Origin of the sequence: Cellulomonas bogoriensis 69B4 = DSM 16987, from assembly GCF_000767165.1 — a bacterium.
Lineage (GTDB): Bacteria > Actinomycetota > Actinomycetes > Actinomycetales > Cellulomonadaceae > Actinotalea > Actinotalea bogoriensis.
On the sequence record NZ_AXCZ01000001.1, the window covers coordinates 1 to 23096 of the forward strand.

Sequence of the window (23096 nt, forward strand, 5' to 3'; positions counted from 1 at the left end):
TCACGTCCGCGTGCAGCACCGGACCGGGGACGGTGCCGTCGTCGGCCCCGGTCCCGCTGGGCAGGTCCACTGCCACCACCACCGGCCGGGCAGCGGCCGGTGCGCCGTCGTTCAGGGCCTGCAGGCGCTCGACCAGGACCGCGGCGGCACCCCGCAGCCCACCGCGCCCACCGATGCCCAGCAACCCGTCGAGCACGACGTCGGCGGCGAAAGCCTCCGCGAGCGCGTCCCCGGACCAGACCTCCGCCCCGATGGCGTCCTGTCCGCCGTCCGGTGCGACCGACACGGCGCGACCGCCCGCCGCACGCAACGCGGCCAGACCCTCGTCGTGGACGGTGGTGGTCGTGAGGACCGCGGTGGCCCGGACACCCCGGCCCGCGAGCAGCGCCAGGGCGTGCAGGGCGTCGCCCCCGTTGTTGCCGGGCCCGACGAGGCCCACGACCGTGGCCCCGTAGACGTGGTGGCCACGGGCACGGAGCTCGGCGCGCACCTGACCGGCCAGCGCCGTCGCCGCCCGGTGCATCAACCCACCGTGGAAGGACCGTTCCCGGGCCAGGAACGGCTCCTCGGCGGCACGGACGTCGGCTGCGGTGTAGGCCTCGATCACACCCCCATCCTGCCGGGCGGGCGCCGGTCAGGCGCGCAGTGCCAGGGCGACGGGCAACCGGGTGGCCTTGACCGCCGGGGCAGCCGCACCCAGGAGCGCCGTGGTGACGGCCGCGAGCACGCCGTTGCGCAGGGCTCCCCACGGGGGCTGCACGGGGTCGGCGATGAAGGTCACGGGAGTGGCCGCGGGCGCGACCACGTAGACCCCGAGGAGCACCGCGACGAGGGCCGTACCGGCGACGAGCATCGCCAGGATCATGCTCGAGCCGAGGACCTGGGAGAAGACGTCGACCCGCCGCGCGCCCAGGGCCCTGCGGACCACCAGCTCGCGCGCACGCTCGGCGAGGGAGGCGAGCCCGATGTTGAGGATCCCGATCACCGCGACCGTCAACGCTGCGAGCGCCGCAGCCACGAACGCGCGCTCCACCACCTGCGCCGATTCCCGGGCACGCTCGACGGTGTCCACACGGCGGACGTCCTCGACCAGCTCCAGGCCCGCGTAGGACACGGCGTCCTTGATCGTGCCGGTCACCGCCGCCAAAGACCCGGTCCCGGCCGTGAGGTGCACGGCGAAGGACCCGTCCCGGAACACGTCGGGCGCCACCCGCGCCGCAGCGGTCAGCACCCCGTAGGCGACCGGCTCGTCGTCGGCGTCCGCCAGCACGCCGGTCACCACCACCACGTGCGGGTCCGCGCCCCCTGCGGCCAGCTCGATCGTCGTCGGCAGGGTTTCCAGGCCCAGGACGCGCGCGAGCTCCTCGTTGACGACCACGGCCAGGGCGCGGGAACCGGCGTCCCCGGCCCGTTCCCCCTGGACCAGGGGTCGGCGGAACACGCCCTCGAGGTCGCCGTCCACCCAGTGCACCGTCGCGTTCGTCGACCGGTCGCCGCGGGCCAGGGTGCGGTCCGCCGAGAGGAGCAGGACGTGAGCGGCGTCCTGCGGGCCGATGCGCGCGGCGATCCCGTCGCTCAGCCTCGTGACCGCACCGGCCTCAGCGGCGCCCACCCGCACGTGGGCCGCGTAGGTCGCCTCCCGGCCCTGCAGCTGCTCGTGGGCCGCGATCACGTACCCGGTCGAGAGCTGGTCCGCGGCTGAGACCCCGACGACGGCCAGGACCCCGACGAGCATGCTCAGCCCCGTGAGGAACGAACGCAGCGGACGGGCTCGAAGGTCGGCCAGGGAGGTCCGGAACGCGCGCGTCATGCCGGCACCTGCCCGTCGCTCCGACGATCCCTCTGGGCGTGACCGTGACCGTCGCGGGTGAGCAGATGACCGTCGACGAGCTCGAAGGAGCGATCCATGCGGGCTGCGAGCGCAGGGTCGTGGGTGACGACCACCGCGGCGACCCCCGCACGTCGGGTCGCCTCCAGGAGGTTCTCGATCACGGCGTCACCGGTGTCCGTGTCCAACGCACCTGTCGGCTCGTCTGCGAGCACCAGTGCCGGTTCCCGGACCAGGGCCCGCGCGATCGCGACGCGCTGCTGCTCACCGCCGGACAGCTGGGCAGGTCGTCTCCCCTCGAACCCGGCCAGCCCCACCGCGTCCAGCTGTTCGACCGCGCGGTCACGCGCTCGACGCCTCGGCGCGGGCCGACCGTACTCGAACGGCAGCATGACGTTGTCGACGACCGAGAGGTGACCGACCAGCGAGTAGTCCTGGAAGACGAACCCGATGCGCTGGTTGCGCAGCATGGCCGCACGCGCGTCCGACAGCTCGGCCGCGTCCTGCCCGTCGACGACGACCCTGCCGCGATCAGGACGTCGCAGCAGGCCGAAGGCGGCCAGCAGGGTGGACTTGCCAGACCCTGATCTGCCGACGAGGGCCACGGACTCCCCCGCACGAACCGTCAGATCGATCCCTCGGGCGAGGGTCAGCACCCGCCCGGGGGCGACCTCGACGTCGAGCCACAGGCTGTCGGCCTCCAGGACGGCCTCGGTCGGTTGCTCGATCACCGGTGACGCGACAGCCCGGGAGCGTAGGCGAGGACGGTGTCGCCCTCCTCCAGGCCGGAGGTGATCTCGATGACCACGCCGTCGGTGATGCCCAGCCCGACGTCCACCGTCGCCCGGGCGCCATCGGTGACCTTCGTGACGGTGCCCGTCTGGACCGAGCCGGTCACGGCCTCGACCGGGAGCACGAGAGCCTGCTCGACCCGGCCGGTCTCGATGCCCACCCGCGCGCTCAGGCCCGCGAGCACCTGGGCGTCCATCGGCAGCAGGCAGAAGAACCGGATCCCTTCGTCCCCGCCCGTGGCGGGCTCCCGCTCATCGGTCTCGCCGGGCACGACGTCACACTCGAGCCCACCGGGGCCGCCGTCCACGTTCGCCCTGCCGCTGGTGGGCACCGTGTAGATCCGGTAGGCGTCACCTGCGGGGACGTCGACCTCGACCCCGAACCCCCCGTACGTGAGCAGCGCGACCGGGGTGTCGGCGGCCACCACGGAGCCGTCGGGGACCGACCATCGGGACAGGCGCCCCTGCGCCGGGGCCAGGACCGGCCGGTCGGCGACCATCGCGATCGGCTCGCCGGGCTCGAGCTGACCGTCCAGCTCGACCCCCGCACGCAGCTCACCGTCGGCACCGGCACGGACGAGGACCGATGGTGTCGCCACGACCCGCCCCCCGTGGGCGACGACGGACACCACGTCCTGCCTGACGACGTCGACGACGGCGTCCGCAGCGTCCGTCACCTCGGGGGGCGGGTCCCCCTGGGGTCCGCCCCCCGAGGTGCACGCGACGAGTGCCCCCAGGACGACCGCCGCCCCGACGGAGCGAGCAGCACGCACCGTACGGCGCCTGTTCACCGCCCGTCCGTGGGGCAGTTGGTCTCCACGTCACGCTGGACGCCGGACGGATCGCCCAGCCTGGCGTCCTCGACGATCTGTCTGACGACCGGCTGCGCGCTCTCCGGGTCGAACATCTCCCGGAACGTCCTCGTCTCCAGGAAGCCCGCGTACATCTCGAGAGCGTGGTCAGCCTCGTCCCCGCCCTGCTCCCGCAGGCTCAACCACTCCCGCCCCCACGCACAGTTCCATTCCATGGTCGCCTGTGACTCCCCGACACCGACCTGGTAGCTGGTCCCGGCGTCGGGGCTCGGGCCCGGCGGCTCGACGCCGCCGGGCCACTCCAGCGCCTCCGCGGCCTGCTCGTACTCCGCGATGTACCCCTCGCCCTCGACGAACCCCTGCCCCTCTTGCTCCACGGGTGCGTCAGGGGCGTCTGCGGTGCACGCCGTCGCCAGCGCGACCGCGACCACCACCCCGGCGAGTCGGGCCGGTCGACGACGACCGTTGCTGCTGTTCACGGAATGCAACCAACTTTCCTCAGGTGGGGGCGGCAGAGGGGTGGCCTGGGGGCGTGGCCGACTCGATCAGAAGGTCAACGTGCCTCCCCACGAGTTGGAGCACGTGCCCCGCGACGCCTGCGCCATCTGAGCAGTCATCCGGAACCGGGTGTTGACCACGTAGTTGTTCCCGGACTGGAGGGTGCCGTACCGGTTCGCGCTGGCGAAGTAGGCCCGGTGGTAGTTCCCGTTCGCCACGATGTAGACACCGATGTACATGCTGTACCCGCTTCGTGCACCACCCGCGGCCTTGGTCAGGAACAGGTCCGTGCGCGATGGCTCAGCCATGGTCCGGACCGTGTTGTAGACGGTCCGGGTGCCGGTGCAGTTGACCGTGCCGCTCAGGCTGGTCGTCGCCGCGGTGGCCGATGTCGGCACCATCATGATCACTGCCATCGCGGCAGCCGCGATGGCAGATCTACGCGCGCGCTTGAGTCTCATGTGTCCCCCTGCTTGTCGTCACGGCCCGCTCGTCGGGCCGCCCCCTTGGACCACTACGCCAGGCCATGCCTCACAATTCAGTCATAACGCCATGACCTCGCGCCCGAATGATAGCGAAGGAGCAGTCACAGCGACAAGGTGTTCCGGGTGGGACGGCACCGACCGCAGGCACATGGTCCGGCCGGTGCCGTCCGTACCCCGGGACGGCACCGACCATCGGGCTCGGATCGGGCACCGTAGGGACGTCGTACAGCGCCACCCGGCGCAGGACCCGACTGCGAGGTGACGGTGTGACCGGTGCTCCCGACCTCGCCGCGGTGTGCCGCGAGCGGATCGTCGTGCTGGACGGCGGGTGGGGCACCATGCTCCAGAAGGCCGGCCTCACCGAGGCCGACTTCCGCTTCGAGGGAGCCGACCCGGGCCGGGAGTACCAGGGGAACTTCGACCTGCTGCAGCTGACCCGTCCTGACGTCGTCGCCGGGATCCACCGCGCGTACCTGGACGCCGGGGCCGACATCACCAGCACCAACACCTTCAGCTCCACCTCCATCGCCCAGGCCGACTACGGCGCCGAGCACCTGGTCACCCGCCTCAACGAGGCCGCCGCACGCATCGCCCGCGCCGAGGCCGACGCGGCCACCGCACGCGACGGCCACCCCCGGTGGGTCGCCGGCGCGGTGGGCCCCACCAACCGGACCGCGTCCCTGTCGCCCGACGTGACCCGGCCCGGGTACCGGGCGGTCACGTTCGACGAGCTCGTCGAGGCGTACACCGAGCAGATCACCGCACTGCTCGCCGGGGGCGCGGACCTGCTGCTCATCGAGACCGTGTTCGACACCCTCAACGGCAAGGCCGCCCTGTTCGCGTGCGAGGAGGCCTTCACCGCCGCGGGCCGCCGCGCACCGATCATGCTGTCCGGCACCATCACCGACGCCTCGGGCCGCACCCTGTCCGGGCAGACGCCCGAGGCGTTCGTCATCAGCACCGAGCACGCCGACCTGCTGTCGGTCGGCCTGAACTGCGCCCTGGGCGCCGACCTGCTGCGCCCCCACCTGCGCGAGCTCGCCGACACCGCGACCGCCCTCGTCTCCACCCACCCCAACGCCGGGCTGCCCAACGCGTTCGGCGAGTACGACGAGACCCCCGAGGAGACCGCCGAGACCCTGAAGGAGTTCGCCGAGGCCGGGCTGGTGAACGTCGTCGGCGGGTGCTGCGGCACCACACCCGAGCACATCCGGGCCATCGCCGACGCCGTCGCCGGGCTCCCCCCGCGCGTGCCGCCACCACCCCCCGACCACCTGCGGCTGTCAGGGCTGGAGTCGTTCGAGCTCACCGGGCAGATCCCGTTCGTCAACGTCGGTGAACGGACCAACGTCACCGGCAGCCCCCGCTTCGCCAAGGCCATCACCGCCGGCGACGAGGAGGCCGCCGTCGCGATCGCCGCCCAGCAGGTCACCGGGGGCGCCCAGATCATCGACGTGAACGTCGACGAGGGCATGCTCGACGGCCCGCAGACCATGGGCGCGTTCCTGGACCGCATGGCCGCCGAACCGGACACCGCCCGCATCCCGGTGATGGTCGACTCCTCGGACTGGACCGTCCTGGAGGAAGGACTCAAGCACCTCCAGGGCAAGGGCGTCGTCAACTCCCTGTCCCTCAAGGACGGCGAGGCCGCATTCCTCGAACGGGCCCGCCGCGTGCGCCGGTACGGGGCCGCCGTCGTCGTCATGGCGTTCGACGAGCAGGGCCAGGCCGACGACCTGCCCCGCCGCATCGAGATCTGCACCCGCGCCTACCGCCTCCTCACCGAGGAGGCCGGGTACGCCCCGCACGACATCATCTTCGACCCCAACGTGCTCACGGTCGCCACCGGCATGCCCGAGCACGACCGGTACGCCAAGGACTTCATCGAGTCCGTCGCCTGGATCAAGCAGAACCTGCCCGGTGCGCTCACCTCCGGCGGCATCAGCAACGTGTCGTTCTCGTTCCGCGGCAACAACCACGTGCGCGAGGCCATGCACGCGGTGTTCCTCACCCACGCCATCGCCGCCGGCCTCGACATGGGCATCGTCAACGCCGGGATGCTCACCATCGACACCGACCTCGAGCCCCGGCTCCGCGAAGCCGTCGAGGACGTCGTCCTGGCCCGGCGCGAGGACGCCACCGACCGGCTCATCACCCTCGCCGAGTCCTACAAGGGCGTCACCCGGGAGGCAGCCGCGCAGGCCGCCTGGCGGGAGCTGCCCGTCGCCGAGCGCCTCCAGCACGGGCTGATCCACGGGATCGTCGACCACGCGGTGGAAGACGCCGAAGAGGCCTACCAGGCCCTCGGCTCCCCCCTGGCGGTGATCGAAGGGCCCCTCATGGACGGCATGAACGTCGTCGGCGACCTGTTCGGGGCCGGCAAGATGTTCCTGCCCCAGGTCGTGAAGTCCGCACGCGTCATGAAGGCCGCCGTCGCCCACCTCACCCCCTACCTCGAGGCCGAGGCCGCGGCCCGCGCCGCCGCCGGCGGACCCGCACGAGGCAAGGGCACCGTCATCATGGCCACCGTCAAGGGCGACGTCCACGACATCGGCAAGAACATCGTCGGGGTGGTCCTGGCCTGCAACGACTACGTCGTGCACGACCTGGGCGTCATGGTCCCCTCCGACCGGATCCTCGCCGCCGCGGCCGAGGTCGACGCCGACGTCATCGGGGTCTCCGGGCTCATCACCCCCAGCCTCCACGAGATGGTCCACCTCGCCAAGGAGATGACCCGCCGCGGGCTGACCACCCCCCTGATCATCGGCGGGGCGACCACCAGCCGCGCCCACACCGCCGTCAAGATCGACCCCGCCTACGACGGGACGGTCGTCCACGTCCAGGACGCCGGCCGAGCCGTCGGAGTCGTCTCGGACCTGCTAGGCCGACCCACCGAGACCGCCGAACGCATCAGCGGCGAGTACGCACGCCTCCGCGAACGCCACCAGGAGAAGGACCAGCCCCTGGTCCCCCTGACCGAGGCGCGCGCCCGACCGATCCGGCTCACCACCCCCACACCCCCACCACCCAGGACCCCGGGCCGCCACGTCGTCGAACCGGCCCTCACCGAGATCGCCCCCGTGATCGACTGGACCCCCCTGTTCAGCACCTGGGAGCTGCGCGGCACCTACCCCAAGATCCTCGACGACCCCCGCCAGGGCGAGCAGGCCCGCGCCGTGTTCGCCGACGCCACCACCCTGCTCGACAGGATCATCGCCGAGGACCTCCTCACCCCCCGCGGCGTCTGGGGCCTGTGGCCCGCACGACGCGTCGGCGACGACATCGAGATCCACACCGACGGCCTGCCCACCCACGACCGGCCCGGAACACCCACCGCCGTCCTGCACACCCTGCGCCAGCAACGACGCCGCACCGGGGCCTACGCCGCGCTCGCGGACCTCCTGTCCACCACCCACGACCACGTCGGGGCGTTCGCCGTCGCCATCCACGGCACCGAGGAGCTCGCCGACCGGTACCAGGACGCCGGGGACGACTACACGTCCATCCTGGTCAAGGCCGTCTCGGACCGCCTGGCCGAGGCGTTCGCCGAGTGGCTGCACCGTGAGGTGCGCGTGCACCACTGGGGGTACGCCCCCGAGGAGGACCTCAGCATCGAGGACCTCGTCCGCGAGCGCTACCCCGGGATCCGTCCCGCACCCGGGTACCCCGCCCAGCCCGACCACACCGAGAAGCAGACCGTGTTCGACCTGCTGGACGCCGGTGAGGTCGGCCTGACGCTCACCGAGTCCTACGCCATGCACCCGCCGTCGGCCGTGTCCGGGATCTACCTGGCCCACCCCGACTCCAAGTACTTCGCCGTCGGGCCGATCGGTCGGGACCAGGTGGAGGACTACGCCGCCCGCAAGGGCTGGACCCTGGACGAGGCCGAGACGTGGCTCGCCCCCAACCTGGGGTACACGCCCGACTGACCGGGCCCGGCACCCGCCACTGCCGTAGCCTGCGAGGATGCGCTTCGGACTCTTCATCCCGCAGGGCTGGCGGATGGACCTCGTCGGCATCGACCCCGCTCACCACTGGGCCACCATGCGGTCCCTGGCCGAGCACGCCGACACCGGTGACGCGTGGGAGTCGATCTGGGTCTACGACCACTTCCACACCGTGCCCGAACCCACCGACGACGCCACCCATGAGGCGTGGACCCTCATGGCCGCCTACGCGGCCGCCACCTCACGGGTACGGCTCGGGCAGATGTGCACGTGCATGGCGTACCGCAACCCCGCCTACCTGGCGAAGGTCGCCGCCACCACCGACCTGATCAGCGGGGGCCGGGTCGAGATGGGCATCGGCGCCGGGTGGTACGAGCACGAGTGGCGCGCCTACGGGTACGGGTTCCCCGGGGCCGGTGACCGGCTGCGGGCCCTGGACGAGGGCGTGCAGATCATGGAGCAGGCGTGGCGCACCGGGAGCGTCACGTTCGAGGGCACCCACTACCAGGTGCAGGACGCCCGCGTGCAGCCGCGGCCGCTGCAGCCCGGGGGCATCCCCCTGTGGGTCGCCGGCGGCGGGGAGCGCAAGACCCTGCGCACCGCGGCACGGTACGCCCGGTACACGAACTTCGACGGGACGCCCGAAGGCTTCGCGCACAAGTCCGAGGTGCTGCGCCGGCACTGCCAGGACGTGGGGCGTGACTACGGGGAGATCACCCGGTCGGCGAACTACAACGTCGTCATGGGACGGGACCAGGCCGAGGTCGACGACCGCCTCGCGTGGATCGCCGACCACTACCGCGGGTGCGTCAGCGAGCAGAAGGCCGCCGAGACCGTCGAGCAGCTGCGCACCGGGCCGCTCGTCGGCACCCCCGAGCAGGTCGTCGAGACCCTCACCGGGCTCCGCGACCTGGGCATGACGTACGCCATCACGTACTTCGTGGAGGCCGCCTACGACCGCAGCGGCATCGAGCTGTTCGAGCGCGAGGTCGTCCCCGCCCTGCGCTGACGCGCCCGGACGGCCCCAGGAGGGCCGCCGTCACCCGACGGCGGTGCCCCGTAGAGCCACCGTGCGACCACTCCCACCGGGGCCGGTGAGCAGCCACAAGGTGTCGCTCTCGGGGCACTGCCACAGGTCGTCACCACGGTCCAACGGGTCACCGACCCCACGGTGACGGTCCAGCGGGAGCAGATGCTCACCGGCGTACCCCAGCGCCCGCTCGTCGACCAGGGCCGAGACCTGCCAGCACCGGCACGCCGCACCCGGGCTGACGCCCTCACGATCCGCGGCCGCCCACCGGCGGGCCGTCTCGTGCCGACGCACGGCCGTGTGCAGCCACCTGCCCATCAGCACAGCGGCGACGGCGCCCGCGAGCATCCCCACGAACCACAGCGCCAGCCCCCCACCGCCGTCCAGCCACGCGCCATGGCGACCGGCCTCGCGCAGCTGGCTCGTCGCGGCCGACGTGGCGGTCAGGCCCGACAACGCCCCGGCCACCCCGAGGACCGCGAACCAGGCCAGTCCCGCCCCGGTCTCCACGATCCCGCGCCGCGGGTCGAGCTCCACCGCGCCCAGACGCTGCCAGACGTTGCCCTCCTGCTCGGTCATGCCGGGCACGTGCACGACCCGGGCACCGGCCACCGCCAGCACCGCCAGTGCGAACAACGGCAAGGGGTTGCCCCAGCGGACCGCGAGTGCCAACGCACCTGCGGCGAGCACGGTGAAGACCACGGCATTCGCGACGGCCCGCACCGAGACGGCTGCCGGGGTCAGGGCCCGACGGGCACGGTCCACCGGCGCCGTCGGTGGGGCGGCGGCCCGGAACGCCCGGAGCAGCAACCGGGCACCGGCCACGTCCCCCCGGGCCCGCAGGTCGTGGGCGGCGTCGACCGCGACCTGGTCCCAGTCCTCGACCTGGGTGGAGCGCACCAGCGCCACGCACGAGAGCAGGTCGGCGACCATCGGCCCGATCAGCCCGTCACGCTCACGGCGCGACACGAGCGCGACGACGGCCCGTCGGGCACGTGCCGGGTCCAGGCGCACGGCCTGGGCCATCACCTCGGACCAGGCCCGGTCGGCGACCTCGGTCTCGTCCCGGGAGTCGGCCACCACCGCCAGGAGCCGGGTCAGACGCGGGTCCTGCAGCGCGTGCCGCTCCTCGTGGTCCACGAGCCAGGCGTACGCATCGTCGTCACCGTCCGTGGCGTCCAGGGCGGCACCCAGCACCGTCTCCAGCCCAGCGGGTCCCGTGCCGGGAGCTCCCCTGGCCTGCTCGGCACCCAGGGCCAGAAGGACACCGCGTGCAGCGAGCGCCTCACCAGCGAGGAGGAGCGACAGCGACTCCTCCAGGGCCCGCTCGCGGTACCCCTTCCAGGCGTCCGGTGCCGAGCGCACCAGCCTCGCACGCAGTGCGTGCTCGTCGACGTCCGCGGCCGTGCCGATCCAGGCGTCCCAGGTGGAGGGCTGACGGTCCAGGTGCACATCCGTGCGGGTGGGCGAGGGCCACCCACTCGATGCCACGGCCCCCGGACCCGCACCTGTCACAGGGCTTTTATCGGCACCCGCGCCCCCGCGCTTGAGCGCGCACCGGCGGATGTCCACCTGGTGAGACAGGAGGTCCGGGCCGGTCCGTGCGGTCACAGCGACTCGGCCACGACCAGAGCCGTGGCGATCCCCGCGTCGTGGGACAACGAGACGTGGAACGTCCCGACGCCCAGCTCCGCCGCACGCGCCGCGACGGTACCTGTCACCTCCAGCAGCGGGGGCGCGCCCGGCCGGCGGCGGACGGTCGCGTCGTGCCAGCGCAGGTCCCCCGGGGCGCCCAGCGCCTTGGCGAGCGCCTCCTTCGCCGCGAACCGGGCCGCGAGGGACTCGGGCGGCAGGCTGCGCTCGGCCTCGGTGAAGAGGCGCTCACGCATCCGCGGCACCCGTTCGAGGGTCGCGAGGAACCGGGCGACGTCCACCACGTCGATGCCCACGCCCACCACACCCACCGGTGCACCACCTGCCTGCCGCCTGCGCGGCGGTCCTCACTCGACCGTGACGGACTTCGCCAGGTTGCGGGGCTGGTCCACGTCCAGGCCACGAGCCGTGGCCAGCTCGCACGCGAAGATCTGCAGCGGGACCACCGACACCAGGGGTGCGAGCAGCACCGGGGTCTGCGGGACGCGGAACACCTCGTCCGCGAACGGCAGCACGTCGTCGTCGCCCTCCTCCGCGATGACCAGGGTGCGTGCGCCCCGCGCGCGGATCTCCTGGATGTTGGAGATCACCTTGCTGTGCAGGGAGTCCCGGCCACGCGGGCTCGGCACGATGATGAAGACGGGCTGGCCAGGCTCGATCAGGGCGATCGGACCGTGCTTGAGCTCACCGGCCGCGAAGCCCTCGGCGTGGATGTACGCCAGCTCCTTGAGCTTGAGGGCACCCTCCATCGCCACCGGGTACCCCACGTGCCGACCCAGGAACAACACGGAGGACGTGTCGGCCATCCAACCGGCGATCTCGCGGACGCGTCCGGCGCCGTCGATGACCCGCTGGATCTTCTCCGGGATGCCGCGGAGGTCGTCCAGGACGTCGGTGATCTCGTCGGTGAACTTGGTGCCGCGCAGCTGGGCCAGGTACAGGCCCAGCAGGTACGCGGCAGTGATCTGGGCGAGGAAAGCCTTGGTGGACGCGACCGCGATCTCCGGGCCTGCGTGCGTGTACAGCACCGCGTCGGCCTCACGGGGGATCGTGGAGCCGTGGGTGTTCACTATCGCCAGGACGGTCGCGCCCTGCTCCTTCGCGTGACGCACCGCCATCAGGGTGTCCATCGTCTCACCCGACTGGGACACCGCGACCACCAGCGTGCGAGCGTCCACGATCGGGTCCCGGTAGCGGAACTCGTGCGCGAGCTCGACCTCCACCGGGATGCGGCACCAGTGCTCGATCGCGTACCGGGCGACCTGGCCGGCGTACGCAGCCGTCCCGCACGCCACCACGATGATCTTGTCGACCTGACGCAGCACGGCCTCGTCCACGTGCACCTCGTCGAGCCGCAACCGGCCGGCGTCATCCGTACGGCCCAGGAGCGTGTCCGCCACGGCCTTGGGCTGGTCGTGGATCTCCTTGTCCATGAACGTCGCGAAGCCGCCCTTCTCGGCGGCGGCCGCGTCCCAGGTCACCGTGTACCGCTTGGCCTCGACCGGGTTGCCGGCGAAGTCCACCACGTCCACCGACGTCGGGGTGATCGTCACGACCTGGTCCTGGCCGAGCTCCATGGCCTCCTTGGTGTGGGCGATGAACGCGGCGACGTCCGACCCCAGGAAGTTCTCGCCCTCACCCAGCCCCACGACCAGGGGCGAGTCGTGGCGTGCCCCGACCACGGTGCGCGGGGAGTCCGCGTGCACGGCGAGGATCGTGAACGTGCCGCGCAGACGCAGCGCGACGGTCCGCACCGCGTCGGTGAGGTCCTTGCCGTCGTCGTAGGCCCGTGAGACGAGGTGGGCCACGACCTCCGTGTCGGTCTCGGAGGTGAGGGCGACCCCCGCCCCCACGAGCTCCTCACGCAGGCTCGCGAAGTTCTCCACGATCCCGTTGTGGATGACCGCCAGCGCGCCGTCCTCGCTCAGGTGCGGGTGGGCGTTGACGTCGTTCGGGGCCCCGTGGGTCGCCCACCGGGTGTGCCCGATGGATGCCGTGCCCGCCGGCAGCGGGTCGGCCTCGAGCAGCGCCGCGAGGTTCTTGAGCTTCCCGGCCTTCTTGGCCGTGGCCAGGCCGTCACCGTTGCCGGTGATCACCGCCACGCCCGCCGAGTCGTACCCCCGGTACTCCAGACGAGCCAGCCCACCCATCGCGACCTCGAGCGGTCGGCCCCCGGCCGGCCGGTCACCGACGTACCCCACGATTCCACACATGGCGCGTACTCTAGTGTCCCGCGCGACCGCGCCGCGCCCTCACCACACCTGCCGCACGCCCCCGCTGTCGCCCACACCGCCCCGGCACCGGCAGACTGTGCCCGTGGCCCCCACCGACCTGGCTCCCGCGACGCCCTACGTCGACCTCGACCGCGAGGCGTGGAGCCGGCTCTCGGCCTCCACGCCGCTCCCGCTGACGAGCACCGACGTGGCACGGCTGCGGGGGCTGGGCGACCCGATCGACCTCGCCGAGGTCGACGCCGTCTACCGGCCCCTGTCCCGCCTGCTGAACCTCTACGTCACCGCCACCGGAGCCCTGCACGCGGCCTCCTCGACGTTCCTGCGGGAGGCGGCCGCCCGGACCCCGTACGTCATCGGGGTCGCCGGCTCGGTCGCCGTCGGCAAGTCCACGACGGCCCGGATCCTGCGCGAGCTGCTCGCCCGCTGGCCCGAGACCCCTCACGTCGAGCTGGTCACCACCGACGGGTTCCTGCGGCCCAACGCCGAGCTGGCCAGGCGGGGGATCATGGACCGCAAGGGCTTCCCCGAGTCCTACGACCGGCGCGCGCTCCTACGTTTCCTCGCCGCGGTCAAGGCGGGCAGGCCAGAGGTGCGGGCCCCGGTCTACTCGCACCTGACGTACGACATCGTCCCCGGGGAGCACGTCGTGGTGCGCAGCCCCGACGTGCTCATCGTCGAAGGCCTCAACGTGCTCCAGCCCGCCCGTCCGCCAGGAGCAGGCGGCGACGGCGGCGGCGGCGGCACGAGCCTGGCCGTCAGCGACTTCTTCGACTTCTCCATCTACGTCGACGCCCGGACCGGGGACGTGCGCCAGTGGTACGTCGACCGGTTCCTGTCGTTGCGCAGCTCGGCGTTCGCCGACCCGGACTCCTACTTCCACCGGTACGCCTCGCTCGACGACCGTGCGGCCGTCGAGCGAGCCGAGCAGATCTGGGACTCGATCAACGCCCCCAACCTGGAGCAGAACATCCTGCCCACGCGCGGGCGGGCGACCCTGGTGCTGCGCAAGGGCCACGACCACGCCGTCGAACGCGTGCGGCTGCGCAAGCTCTGAGGACCGGCGCCGTCAGGGCACCTGCTGGCGCTCGGGAACCGGGGCGCCCTGGTGCGGGACCTGTCCCCCCGCAACGGCACCCGCGGGCGCGGCCGCCCGGCGGCGCTCCAGCACCCGGCGCAGGACCGCGTCGACCACCAGCCCGATCGTGATGCCACCGGCCACACCGACGCCGACCGCGACCAGGGGATGCTCCTTCAACCACACGCCCGCTCCGACCCCGAGCAGGGTGGAGTAACCGGCCCAGGTCACCGCGGCGAGCCCGGCGAGTCCCACGAACCGACGTCGGGGGTAGGCGACCGTGCCTGCGGTGAGGTTGACCGCCACCCGGCCCACAGGGATGTAGCGGGCCCCGAGGATCAGCGCGGCCCCCCGCTGGGTCAGTGCCCGCTCGGCCCAGTCCAGGGTGCGCTGCGCCCTGCGCGAGGACATGACCCGGAGCCTGCGGACAGGGATGTGCCTGCCCGTCTGGTAGGCGATCTGATCACCTGTGAACGCGCCGAGGGCAGCCACGGCGACCAGGAGCCACAGGTTCGGCTCGCCGCCGGCCACCGAGAGCGCCGCCAGTGCGATGACCACCGACTCGCTGGGCACCGGCGGGAAGATCCCGTCGATCACGGCGAACGCGTACAGCGCGACGAACACCCACGGTGAACCCGCCAGGGTGATGACCCACTCCTCGACCACGACCCCTCAGCTCCCCGTCCGGACCCGTCGACCACGGCACCCTCGTCCGTGGTGGTCACGGTCCCAGGCCCTGGGCCCACGGTACGTCCCCGGACGCCCCGCAGGAATGGGGGAAGTCACCCACGTACCCCTGGGACCGGTCATGGAAGGGTGAAGCCGAGCTCCGTGGCGGCCCGGTGCGGTGTGGCGTCCGCCCACCGCAGGGCGTGCTCACCCGCGACGAGCGAGCGCATCTCGGCGAGGTCGACGTAGAGCCTGCCGTTGAGGTGGTCGGTCTCGTGCTGGACGATGCGCGCCGGCCACCCGTGCAGCACCTCCTCGGTGACCGCACCGACCTCGTCCTGGGCCGTCACGTGCACCGACCGCCACCTGGGTGTGACCGCCTGCCAGCCCGTCACGCTCAGACAGCCTTCGTAGAAGAAGGCACGCTCGTCCCCCACGGGCAGGTAACGCGGGTTGACCAGCGCGCGGAACGCCACGGGCGTCCGCTCCCGCGCCACCGCGACCTCCGGGTCCACGGGCCAGGCGTCCTCGACCACGGCGAGTGCCAGGCCGAGCCCGACCTGGGGTGCCGCCAGCCCCACGCCGGGCGCGGCGTGCATCGTCACGCGCATGGCCTCGATCAGGGCCCGGAGCTGGTCGTCGTCGAGCTGGCCGTCGTACGGGACGGCCGGGTGGCGCAGCACCGGGTCCCCGACCTGCACGATCGGCAACGGGCCCTCACGGTCCAGGAGCTCGGCGACCTGTGAGCGCAGAGCAGCCCGGGACGTCGTCACAGGGCGAGTCGGTCGCGCACGACCCCCGCGAGGTCGTCGGCGATGCGCTGGGCCTGGCCCTGCTCGGGTGCCTCGACCATGACCCGGACGACCGGCTCGGTGCCGGAGGGGCGCAGCAGGACCCGCCCGTGCCCCTTGAGGTCGGCCTCGACGGCCGCGACCGCGGCAAGGAGGCCCTCGTCGGTGCGGGCCCGCGCCCGGTCCACCCCGCGGACGTTCACCAGGACCTGCGGCAGCCGGGTGATCGACGCCGCGAGCTCACGCAGGCTCCGGCCCGTCGCCGCGACCTGGGACGCCAGCTGCAACGCCGTGAGGGTCCCGTCACCGGTCGTGGAGTGCTCGGCGAGGATGAGGTGCCCGGACTGCTCCCCGCCCAGGCTGAAGCCCTCGGCGCGCATCTTCTCCAGGACGTACCGGTCGCCGACCGCGGTCTGCACGGTCCGGATTCCCGCGGCGTCCATCGCCAGGCGCAGACCCAGGTTGCTCATGACGGTGGTGACGAGGGTGTCATGGGCCAGGTCCCCCCGGTCGCGCAGCGCCACGGCCAGGATCCCCATGATCTGGTCCCCGTCGACCAGCTCCCCGTGGGCGTCGACCGCCAGGCAGCGGTCGGCGTCCCCGTCGAGCGCGACACCGAGGTCGGCGTGCGCGGCGACCACGGAGGCCTGCAGCTGCTCCGGGTGCGTGGACCCGCACTGCTCGTTGATGTTGCGCCCGTCGGGCGAGGCGTTGATGACCACGACGTCGGCGCCGGCGGCCCGCAGTGCCGCCGGGGCGACCTCGCTCGCGGCGCCGTTGGCGCAGTCGGCGACGATCCGCATGCCCTCGAGGCCCGCGGGGATGGTCGCCACCAGGTGATCCACGTACCGCTCGCCGGCTGCCCCGACGTCCTGGGTGATCCGCCCGACCGCCGTACCGACGGGACGGTCCCACTCCTCGCGCATGCGCTTCTCGATCGCGTCCTCGACCTCGTCGGGGAGCTTGCGCCCACCCTTGGCGAAGAACTTGATCCCGTTGTCCGGCATGGGGTTGTGGGACGCGGACAGCATCACCCCGAGGTCCACACCGAGGGTGGCCGTGAGGTGCGCGACCCCGGGGGTGGGCAGCACACCCACGTCGACGACGTCGACGCCCGCGCTCGCCAGGCCCGCAGCCACGGCCGCGGACAGGAACTCACCGGAGGCCCGTGGGTCACGGCCGATGACCGCGCGGGGCCGGTGCCCCTCGAACTCCCCCGCCGTGCCCAGCACGTGCGCGGCGGCGACGGACACGTCCAACGCCAGCTCCGCGGTCACGTCCTTGTTGGCCAGACCCCGCACACCGTCGGTACCGAACAAGCGCCCCATGCCTCGACCTCCTCGTCACCACGACTGTCCCACACCGGCTCGGCGCGTGTGGTCACCACGCCGGGCCCTGCACCGGTTCACCGTCAGCGCGTCCCGCCGTCCGCGGCGGACGCAGGACGACCGACGGCCCCGATGGTGTCCATCGGGGCCGTCGGTCAGGACCAGGTCAGCGCTTGGAGTACTGAGGCGCCTTGCGGGCCTTCTTGAGGCCGGCCTTCTTGCGCTCCACCACGCGCGGGTCACGCGAGAGGAAGCCCGAGCGCTTCAGCGACGGCCGGTTGTGCTCGGCGTCGATCTCGTTGAGCGCACGGGCGATGCCCAGACGCAGGGCGCCGGCCTGACCGGACACCCCACCGCCGTGGATGCGCGCGATGACGTCGAAGCGGCCCTCGACGTCGACGAGCTTCAGCGGGCTGTTGACCAGCTGCTGGTGGACCTTGTTCGGGAAGTACTCCTCGAGCTCGCGCCCGTTGATCTTCCACTGCCCCGTGCCCGGCACCAGGCGCACCCGGGCCACCGCCTCCTTGCGGCGGCCCAGGGCCTGGCCGGGGGCGGTGAGGCTCTGGCCACGCCCGGTCGGGGCAGCGGTCTCGGAGGTGTAGCTCGTGGGCGTGTCGTCGCCCTCGACGTCGATCTCGGCGGTGGTGTCAGCCACGGGTAATGTCCTCGCGTCCTGTTCGGGTGGTGACAGCGGGCCGGGGCCTACTGAGCGACCTGGGTGATCTCGAAGGGCTGCGGCTTCTGCGCCGCGTGCGGGTGCTCAGACCCGGCGTAGACCTTGAGCTTGCCGATCTGGGCCCGCCCGAGGGAGGTCTTCGGCAGCATGCCGCGCACGGCCTTCTCCACGGCCCGCTCCGGCTTCTTGGCCAGCAGCTCGGAGTACGGCACCGCACGCAGGCCGCCCGGGTAGCCGGAGTGGCGGTACGCCAGCTTCTGCTCGCGCTTGTTGCCGGTCAGCGCGACCTTGTCCGCGTTGATGACGATGACGAAGTCACCAGCATCGACGTGGGGGGCGAAGGTCGCCTTGTGCTTGCCGCGCAGCAGCGTGGCGACCTGCGAGGCGAGCCGGCCCAGGACGACGTCGGTCGCGTCGATGACGTGCCAGGTCCGCTCGACGTCGCCGGGCTTCGGGGTGTACGTGCGCACGGTCGTAGCCTTCGTTTCATGTAGCTGAATGTGGCACCAGGGCTCGGAACCGGCGGCGCAACGCGCTCGTCAGCACCCGTGGCTCTGATGAGGTCGGGCGTCGGCGCCGTCCACCGGTCGCGGCGAGTGGGAGCACCCGACCTGCTGGGACGCACAACGACTATGCAGAGTACCTGGACGCACCCGCACGGGTCAAAACCGCGCCGAGGCCCCGTTGTGGATCGTCCCGGTCACACCCGGGGCCGTCGATAAGGTCGCGTCAACGTGCACGCCCACCAGCCCTGCAGGAGGCCCCATGAGCAGGTTCCACGTCGAACCCGGCACGCTGGACCTTCTCGCCCAGCTGGCCCGACGTCAGGCCGACCACGTCGACGCGGTCACGGCCTACGTGGAGGGCGCCACCTGCCTCGACGGCACCGGGGGCCTGGTGATGCAGGTGCTCGGCAACCAGTACGACGAGGCCCGGACCACCCTGCTGCGGGGTCTGCGTGAGGCCCACCAGGTCTGCCGGGCGACCGAGCAGCGCGCCACCGAGTCCCGGGACGGCTACCGCGCGGCCGACAGGTTCGCGCACGACGCCGTCGTGGCCGCGGTGGGCGACACGCTCGGCGAGCCACCCGGCTGGACCGCGCCGGTCGACCCCGTCCTCGGACCGGCCCGTTCGGCCGGGGCGTTCGCCACGGGCGACGGGTCCGCCGGCGGCAATGGTGACGCACCGGTGTGGGGCGTCACCAAGGAGCTCGGAAACTCGGTCGTTCCCGAGGTCATGAGCCCGTCCGACCGCCTGTACCGCGCGCAGCACCCCGTGCACAGCCGCGTCGACGCGGTCGACGCCTGGACGCAGAAGTATCTCAGCCCCCGCGAGCACCTCCTCGGCCTCGCGGAGGACCGCGCCTGGGAGGCCCTCGACAACCGCTTCGGCATCCCCCACGACACCTCCACGCTCCGGGAGCGCTTCACGACGATCCAGCAGGGCCGGTACCTGGAGGGCTACGAGGCCGGCTACTCGGCGCTCCGCGACGAGGGCGCGCACACCGCTCCCTCGCCCTGGGTCACCGACGGTGCCGGGGCGCAGATCTGGGAGGTCGCCCGGGACGTGGACCGCGTCGTCTCCGCCGGACGCGCCGTGACCGACGCGGTCGGCTCCGTGCAGGACGCCGGTGCGGCCCACGCCCGCGCCGAGGCCGTCGCGGACCAGGCACGCGGCCCGGCCAACACCCGCTCCAGCGATTGGGCCCAGAACCGATGACCGTCACCGAAACCGTCGACCCCCGGACCGTCCTCGCCGCGCCCAGCGCGCCGCCGGTCGACATGGTCCGCGAGCTGCAGTCGAGCGCCGGTTTGCTCCTGGGTGGTCTCGACTGGCTGCTGGTCGAGCTCACGGGCACGTCCGCCCTGGAGAACTTCGTCAAGCCGCTCGCCGGGGACTGGTCGCGACTCGCCGCCGGCGCCGAGGCCTGGTCCCGGACAGCTGTCGCCGTGGACGGGATCGCGACGAACCTCGGTGCCGCCGGCGACCAGGTCACCGGCACCTGGACCGGGCCCGGCGCCGAGGCGTTCAGCGCCCGCGCCCGCATGCTCGCCGAGGACTTCCACGAGTACGGCGACGGCTGCCGGGTGATGGCCGAGGTGACCGAGGCCCTGTTCGAGCTGTGCCAGGCCACCGCCGAGACGATCGCCTCGATCCTGGGCTTCATCGGCGACGCCCTCACCCGGATCGCGATCCAGGCAGCCATCCCCGTCGCCGGCTGGGTGACGGGCACCGTCGACGGCGCCGTCTCGAGCGGCATCCTCATCTTCCGGCTGCAGCGGGCCTACCAGGTCCTGCAGACGCTCCTGAGCGCGGTCGAGCGCTACCGGCACGTGATCACGACCGTGGTGCGGATCGCCGCCATCCTCGAACGCCTCGCCCGGCTCCTGAGCACCACGGCGAACATCGGCGCCGCGGGCGGTAACATCCGAACGGTCACCATGGCCGACGGCGCTGTCGCCCAGTCGTTCGGAGTCTCACCATGACCGCACGCGACCCGGAGATCGCCTCCCTGCTCGCCGACATCCGGTCCGCCACCGCCGACGCCCGGCGGGTGACGGCGGAGACCCAGCGGGACCGTCAGGCGTTCGCCCGCGAGCAGGCCGAGACCGACCGCGCCCGCGAGCGCGCCGCGCGCAACGGCGACCTGGGGCCCGACTGGCAGGTCGTGCAGCGGCGCATCGACTCCGGGCAGACGACCCTGGCGGCTGTGCTCGACGGTCGGGACGCCTCCCCCGAGGCCGCGGCCCTCATGGACCGGGCCGCGCACCGGTTGGTCGAGACCAGCGTCCAGCTGCGCACCGACCCGAGTCGCAGCCACACCGAGCAGCTCGCCGAGCTCGAACGCACCGTCGAGCAGATGCGTGCCACGCTCGAGCGCCTCACGACCCGGCCCCGGCCCGACCAGACACCCTGAGGCTGACGGTCGGGCGCGCCCGCCTCAGGTCACGCGGAAGCTCGCCTGCTTGGGGCGCCGTCCCCTCACACGCGCACCGATGGCCACCTTCTGGTCGTACTCGCGCACAGCGATCTCCCGGACCGGGGACAGCCGGGCGGAGCCGTCGATCACCTCCAGGTTGAACAGACCCCGCAGGATGCGCGAGACACCCAGCGCGAACCCGAGCACGATCAACGACGTCACCAGGATGTCCAGGAGCTGGTCCTGCGTCAGCGACCGCGCGAACACCACGTTGCCCTCGGCCAGACGTTCCCTGTCCGCGGCAGCGACCACCACGTCGCCGGGATGCACCGGCGTCGACCCGTAGGCGAGCACGGCGCGGCGACCGTCGTCGGCAACACCCCGGGGCCAGTACGTGCTCCCGATGTCGTACCCCGCCCTGCCCATGACGGAGTTCTGGGACTGGTCGTCGACCTGGACCTGTTCCACCGTGATGGTGACCCGCTCCTCGTGCGGCCAGACGACGCGCTGGGCCGGGAACATGCCGACCCCGGCGTACGACGCACCGGTCACCAGCAGCATGTTCGTTATCAGCGTCATCGCGGAGAACAGCATCGACCACCGGAACCCCGAGCCCAGCGCGGTCGGGGTGTTCCACCGGGTACGCAGCCGGGGCGGGCCGCACTCCTCCCGCGGCACGAGGTCCGACGTCATCGGGACCCGGACCGGTAGGCCGAGCCGGTACCCGAAGCGCGGCTGCTCGATCATCAAGGGCCTGACGTCCTCATTCGTCCCGAACACCAGCAGCAGGTCCCGGACGAACCGACGGGGCACGAGCAGCTTCGCCACGTGCACCGTCACCCACGCCACGGCCCAGCCCGGCAGCAGCACCGGCAGCGCGAGGGCCCAGGGGACCCAGTAGAACAGCCACACCTCCATCGAGGTGACGCCGAGCAACCACGTCCGCGACCGACGTAGAGCAGCGGACCAGTCGTGGAACGCCGAGCAGATCGTGGAGAACAGCGGCAGGAGCCACGCGTCCCCCGAGCGCAGGTCCTGGCGCACCGCCTCGGCCACCAGGTCCGGGCGGGCGTACACCTCGGCCCGGGCCAGGACGTGCAACCGGCGCAGACCACGGAGCGTCACCGGCCGGTCGGGCCCCCTCTGCACCACGAAGCAGGTCGGGACGGGCACCCCGGCAGCCCGGCAGGCCGCCGCGACCGCCCGGACCTGGTCGTCGTGAGGCACCGCGGCACCCCGGTTGCTGAGCAGCGTCAGGCGTCGCACCGCCATCACCGAGGCGCACAGCCACGCGATCGGCACCCAGCCGATGAGGAACCCCATGAAGACGTGCTGGTTCAGCGCCATCGCCAGGACCGGGAGCATGAGCCCGGTGGTGGCCACCGTGAGGAGCACCGCCAGCACGGGTGCGACGACGACGAGACGGAGCCACCGGATCACGACCACCGCGGCAGGTTAGCGGGCTGAGGGACCTGTTGACGTCCGTCAACAGCCTGCGGACCTGCCCTAATCTTGTGCGCGGACCCGACGGAAGGACTCCCATGACCGAGACGATCCGAGTGGACGCCGACCACCTCCGCAGCGTCTCGGCGGACCTCGCCCGGGCGCACGAGGCCGTCACCGGTGAGATCGACGTGCTCCGGCACCGCCTGGCGCCCTTGCAGCACGACTGGACCGGCGACGCGTCCCAGGCCTACCACTACGCGATGTCGGCCTATGCGACGCACCTGCTCGAGATGACCTCGGTCCTCGCCCGGCTCAACCACGCCGTCTGGTCCAGCCGTGAGACCTTCACCACCACCGACGCCGAGGTGGCCGCCGCCTGGCAGTGACCGGACCCGCGGCGCGGCGGTGACCACGGACGCCGTGCCGTGCGGATGCGTCGGTGCGGATGCGTCGGTGCGGATCCGGTGCCACCGTGAGGACATGAGCAACCCGATGCCCGAGGGCCACACCTCGTCCACGTCACCGGACCCGGAGATGGTCGCCGAGGGCGACTCGGACCAGCTCCCCCAGGAGGACACGCTCCTGGACCGCGGTGTCAAGGAGATCCTCGACGAGGGGTACTCCCCACCCGACCGCCCGCCGAACCCCTTCCGCCACGAGACGGCGGCGGAGGACCGCGAGGGCGAGAGCCTCGACGACCGGCTCGCTCAGGAGCAGCCCGAGGTGTGGGAGGTCGACGGTCGCCCCACCTCCTCCGCGGAGCCCGACCGCGCAGGACGACTGACGGCGTCTGACCCCGACCCGACCGGCGGCGCCGCCCAGACCGTCATCGCCGAGGACGCGGGGATCGCCGGCGGTGCGGCGTCCGCCGAGGAGGCGGCCGTCCACATCGTCGAGGAGTGACGCCGCGCAC

23 protein-coding genes are annotated in these 23096 nt (G+C 72.5%); 8 read left to right on the plus strand and 15 right to left on the minus strand.

What is annotated here, in order from left to right; genetic code table 11:
- The 6 genes from N869_RS00005 to N869_RS00030 all read right to left on the minus strand — a co-directional run.
- Window positions 1-607 (minus strand): NAD(P)H-hydrate epimerase (locus N869_RS00005; protein ID WP_035056236.1); only part of this gene is annotated, 607 nt, incomplete at its 3' end.
- Window positions 608-634: 27 nt separating this feature from the next.
- A complete protein-coding gene (locus N869_RS00010) occupies window positions 635-1810 on the minus strand; it encodes an ABC transporter permease (RefSeq protein WP_035056052.1) in 1176 nt (391 codons plus the stop codon).
- Window positions 1807-2559: an ABC transporter ATP-binding protein gene (locus N869_RS00015; RefSeq protein ID WP_232229517.1), complete on the minus strand. Its 753-nt coding sequence runs from the start codon at window positions 2557-2559 to the stop codon at window positions 1807-1809. The genes N869_RS00010 and N869_RS00015 overlap by 4 nt, the downstream gene beginning before the upstream one ends.
- Window positions 2556-3410 carry an efflux RND transporter periplasmic adaptor subunit gene (locus tag N869_RS00020; protein WP_035056053.1) on the minus strand — a complete coding sequence of 285 codons (855 nt, stop codon included), beginning with the start codon at window positions 3408-3410 and terminating at the stop codon, window positions 2556-2558. The genes N869_RS00015 and N869_RS00020 overlap by 4 nt, the downstream gene beginning before the upstream one ends.
- Window positions 3407-3910 (minus strand): hypothetical protein, encoded by a 504-nt coding sequence (locus N869_RS00025; protein WP_156968259.1) that lies wholly within the window; start codon window positions 3908-3910, stop codon window positions 3407-3409. The genes N869_RS00020 and N869_RS00025 overlap by 4 nt, the downstream gene beginning before the upstream one ends.
- Before the next feature lie 66 nt (window positions 3911-3976).
- Entirely contained in the window at window positions 3977-4390 is a 414-nt protein-coding gene (locus N869_RS00030) for a hypothetical protein (RefSeq protein WP_156968260.1), read from the minus strand.
- Between the two features lie 290 nt (window positions 4391-4680).
- Between N869_RS00030 and metH the strand changes: the two genes are divergently transcribed.
- Window positions 4681-8343 (plus strand): methionine synthase, encoded by a 3663-nt coding sequence (gene metH / locus N869_RS00035; RefSeq protein WP_035056057.1) that lies wholly within the window; start codon window positions 4681-4683, stop codon window positions 8341-8343.
- 37 nt (window positions 8344-8380) lie between these two features.
- Complete coding sequence (locus N869_RS00040) at window positions 8381-9370, plus strand: LLM class F420-dependent oxidoreductase (RefSeq protein ID WP_035056059.1); 990 nt, start codon at window positions 8381-8383, stop codon at window positions 9368-9370.
- A 30-nt stretch (window positions 9371-9400) separates the two neighbouring features.
- Here N869_RS00040 and N869_RS00045 read toward each other — a convergent pair whose 3' ends face one another.
- The 3 genes from N869_RS00045 to glmS all read right to left on the minus strand — a co-directional run bounded on the left by N869_RS00045 (window position 9401) and on the right by glmS (window position 13257).
- Entirely contained in the window at window positions 9401-10843 is a 1443-nt protein-coding gene (locus N869_RS00045) for a hypothetical protein (RefSeq protein ID WP_052104786.1), read from the minus strand.
- Between the two features lie 155 nt (window positions 10844-10998).
- Window positions 10999-11355: a holo-ACP synthase gene (locus N869_RS00055; RefSeq protein WP_084136284.1), complete on the minus strand. Its 357-nt coding sequence runs from the start codon at window positions 11353-11355 to the stop codon at window positions 10999-11001.
- 36 nt (window positions 11356-11391) lie between these two features.
- Entirely contained in the window at window positions 11392-13257 is a 1866-nt protein-coding gene (glmS, locus tag N869_RS00060; protein ID WP_035056071.1) for a glutamine--fructose-6-phosphate transaminase (isomerizing), read from the minus strand.
- Here glmS and coaA point away from each other — a divergent pair.
- A complete protein-coding gene (gene coaA / locus N869_RS00065) occupies window positions 13256-14332 on the plus strand; it encodes a type I pantothenate kinase (protein WP_084136285.1) in 1077 nt (358 codons plus the stop codon). The genes glmS and coaA overlap by 2 nt on opposite strands.
- Before the next feature lie 12 nt (window positions 14333-14344).
- On the opposite strand, the gene N869_RS00070 is transcribed toward coaA, so the two are convergent.
- The 5 genes from N869_RS00070 to rplM form a co-directional block, all read right to left on the minus strand.
- Window positions 14345-15019, minus strand: a complete 675-nt coding sequence (locus N869_RS00070) for a DedA family protein (RefSeq protein ID WP_035056079.1) — start codon at window positions 15017-15019, stop codon at window positions 14345-14347.
- A 140-nt stretch (window positions 15020-15159) separates the two neighbouring features.
- Window positions 15160-15795 (minus strand): peptide deformylase, encoded by a 636-nt coding sequence (locus tag N869_RS00075; protein ID WP_035056080.1) that lies wholly within the window; start codon window positions 15793-15795, stop codon window positions 15160-15162.
- Window positions 15792-17141 carry a phosphoglucosamine mutase gene (gene glmM, locus N869_RS00080; protein WP_035056082.1) on the minus strand — a complete coding sequence of 450 codons (1350 nt, stop codon included), beginning with the start codon at window positions 17139-17141 and terminating at the stop codon, window positions 15792-15794. The genes N869_RS00075 and glmM overlap by 4 nt, the downstream gene beginning before the upstream one ends.
- Window positions 17142-17307: 166 nt before the next feature.
- Window positions 17308-17796, minus strand: a complete 489-nt coding sequence (gene rpsI, locus N869_RS00085; protein WP_035056085.1) for a 30S ribosomal protein S9 — start codon at window positions 17794-17796, stop codon at window positions 17308-17310.
- Between the two features lie 47 nt (window positions 17797-17843).
- Window positions 17844-18287, minus strand: coding sequence for a 50S ribosomal protein L13 (gene rplM, locus N869_RS00090; protein ID WP_035056094.1), 444 nt, complete (start codon window positions 18285-18287; stop codon window positions 17844-17846).
- A gap of 295 nt (window positions 18288-18582) precedes the next feature.
- On the opposite strand from rplM, the gene N869_RS00095 reads away from it, so the two are divergent.
- From N869_RS00095 to N869_RS16295, 3 genes are read left to right on the plus strand one after another with little or no spacing between them, the layout of a single operon-like run.
- The gene (locus N869_RS00095) at window positions 18583-19536 is read left to right on the plus strand and encodes a hypothetical protein (RefSeq protein WP_035056096.1); all 954 of its coding nucleotides are present in this window, start codon (window positions 18583-18585) and stop codon (window positions 19534-19536) included.
- Window positions 19533-20303 (plus strand): WXG100 family type VII secretion target, encoded by a 771-nt coding sequence (locus tag N869_RS00100; protein WP_035056098.1) that lies wholly within the window; start codon window positions 19533-19535, stop codon window positions 20301-20303. Before N869_RS00095 ends, N869_RS00100 begins: the two co-directional genes overlap by 4 nt.
- Window positions 20300-20734 carry a hypothetical protein gene (locus N869_RS16295; RefSeq protein ID WP_052104787.1) on the plus strand — a complete coding sequence of 145 codons (435 nt, stop codon included), beginning with the start codon at window positions 20300-20302 and terminating at the stop codon, window positions 20732-20734. The genes N869_RS00100 and N869_RS16295 overlap by 4 nt, the downstream gene beginning before the upstream one ends.
- 24 nt (window positions 20735-20758) lie before the next feature.
- On the opposite strand, the gene N869_RS16300 is transcribed toward N869_RS16295, so the two are convergent.
- Complete coding sequence (locus N869_RS16300; RefSeq protein ID WP_052104788.1) at window positions 20759-22183, minus strand: hypothetical protein; 1425 nt, start codon at window positions 22181-22183, stop codon at window positions 20759-20761.
- A 95-nt stretch (window positions 22184-22278) separates the two neighbouring features.
- Between N869_RS16300 and N869_RS00115 the strand changes: the two genes are divergently transcribed.
- Together N869_RS00115 and N869_RS00120 are read left to right on the plus strand one after the other, a co-directional pair.
- The gene (locus tag N869_RS00115) at window positions 22279-22569 is read left to right on the plus strand and encodes a WXG100 family type VII secretion target (protein WP_035056101.1); all 291 of its coding nucleotides are present in this window, start codon (window positions 22279-22281) and stop codon (window positions 22567-22569) included.
- 94 nt (window positions 22570-22663) lie between these two features.
- Window positions 22664-23086, plus strand: a complete 423-nt coding sequence (locus N869_RS00120; protein ID WP_232229522.1) for a DUF5709 domain-containing protein — start codon at window positions 22664-22666, stop codon at window positions 23084-23086.
- The last annotated feature ends 10 nt before the right edge of the window (window positions 23087-23096 follow it).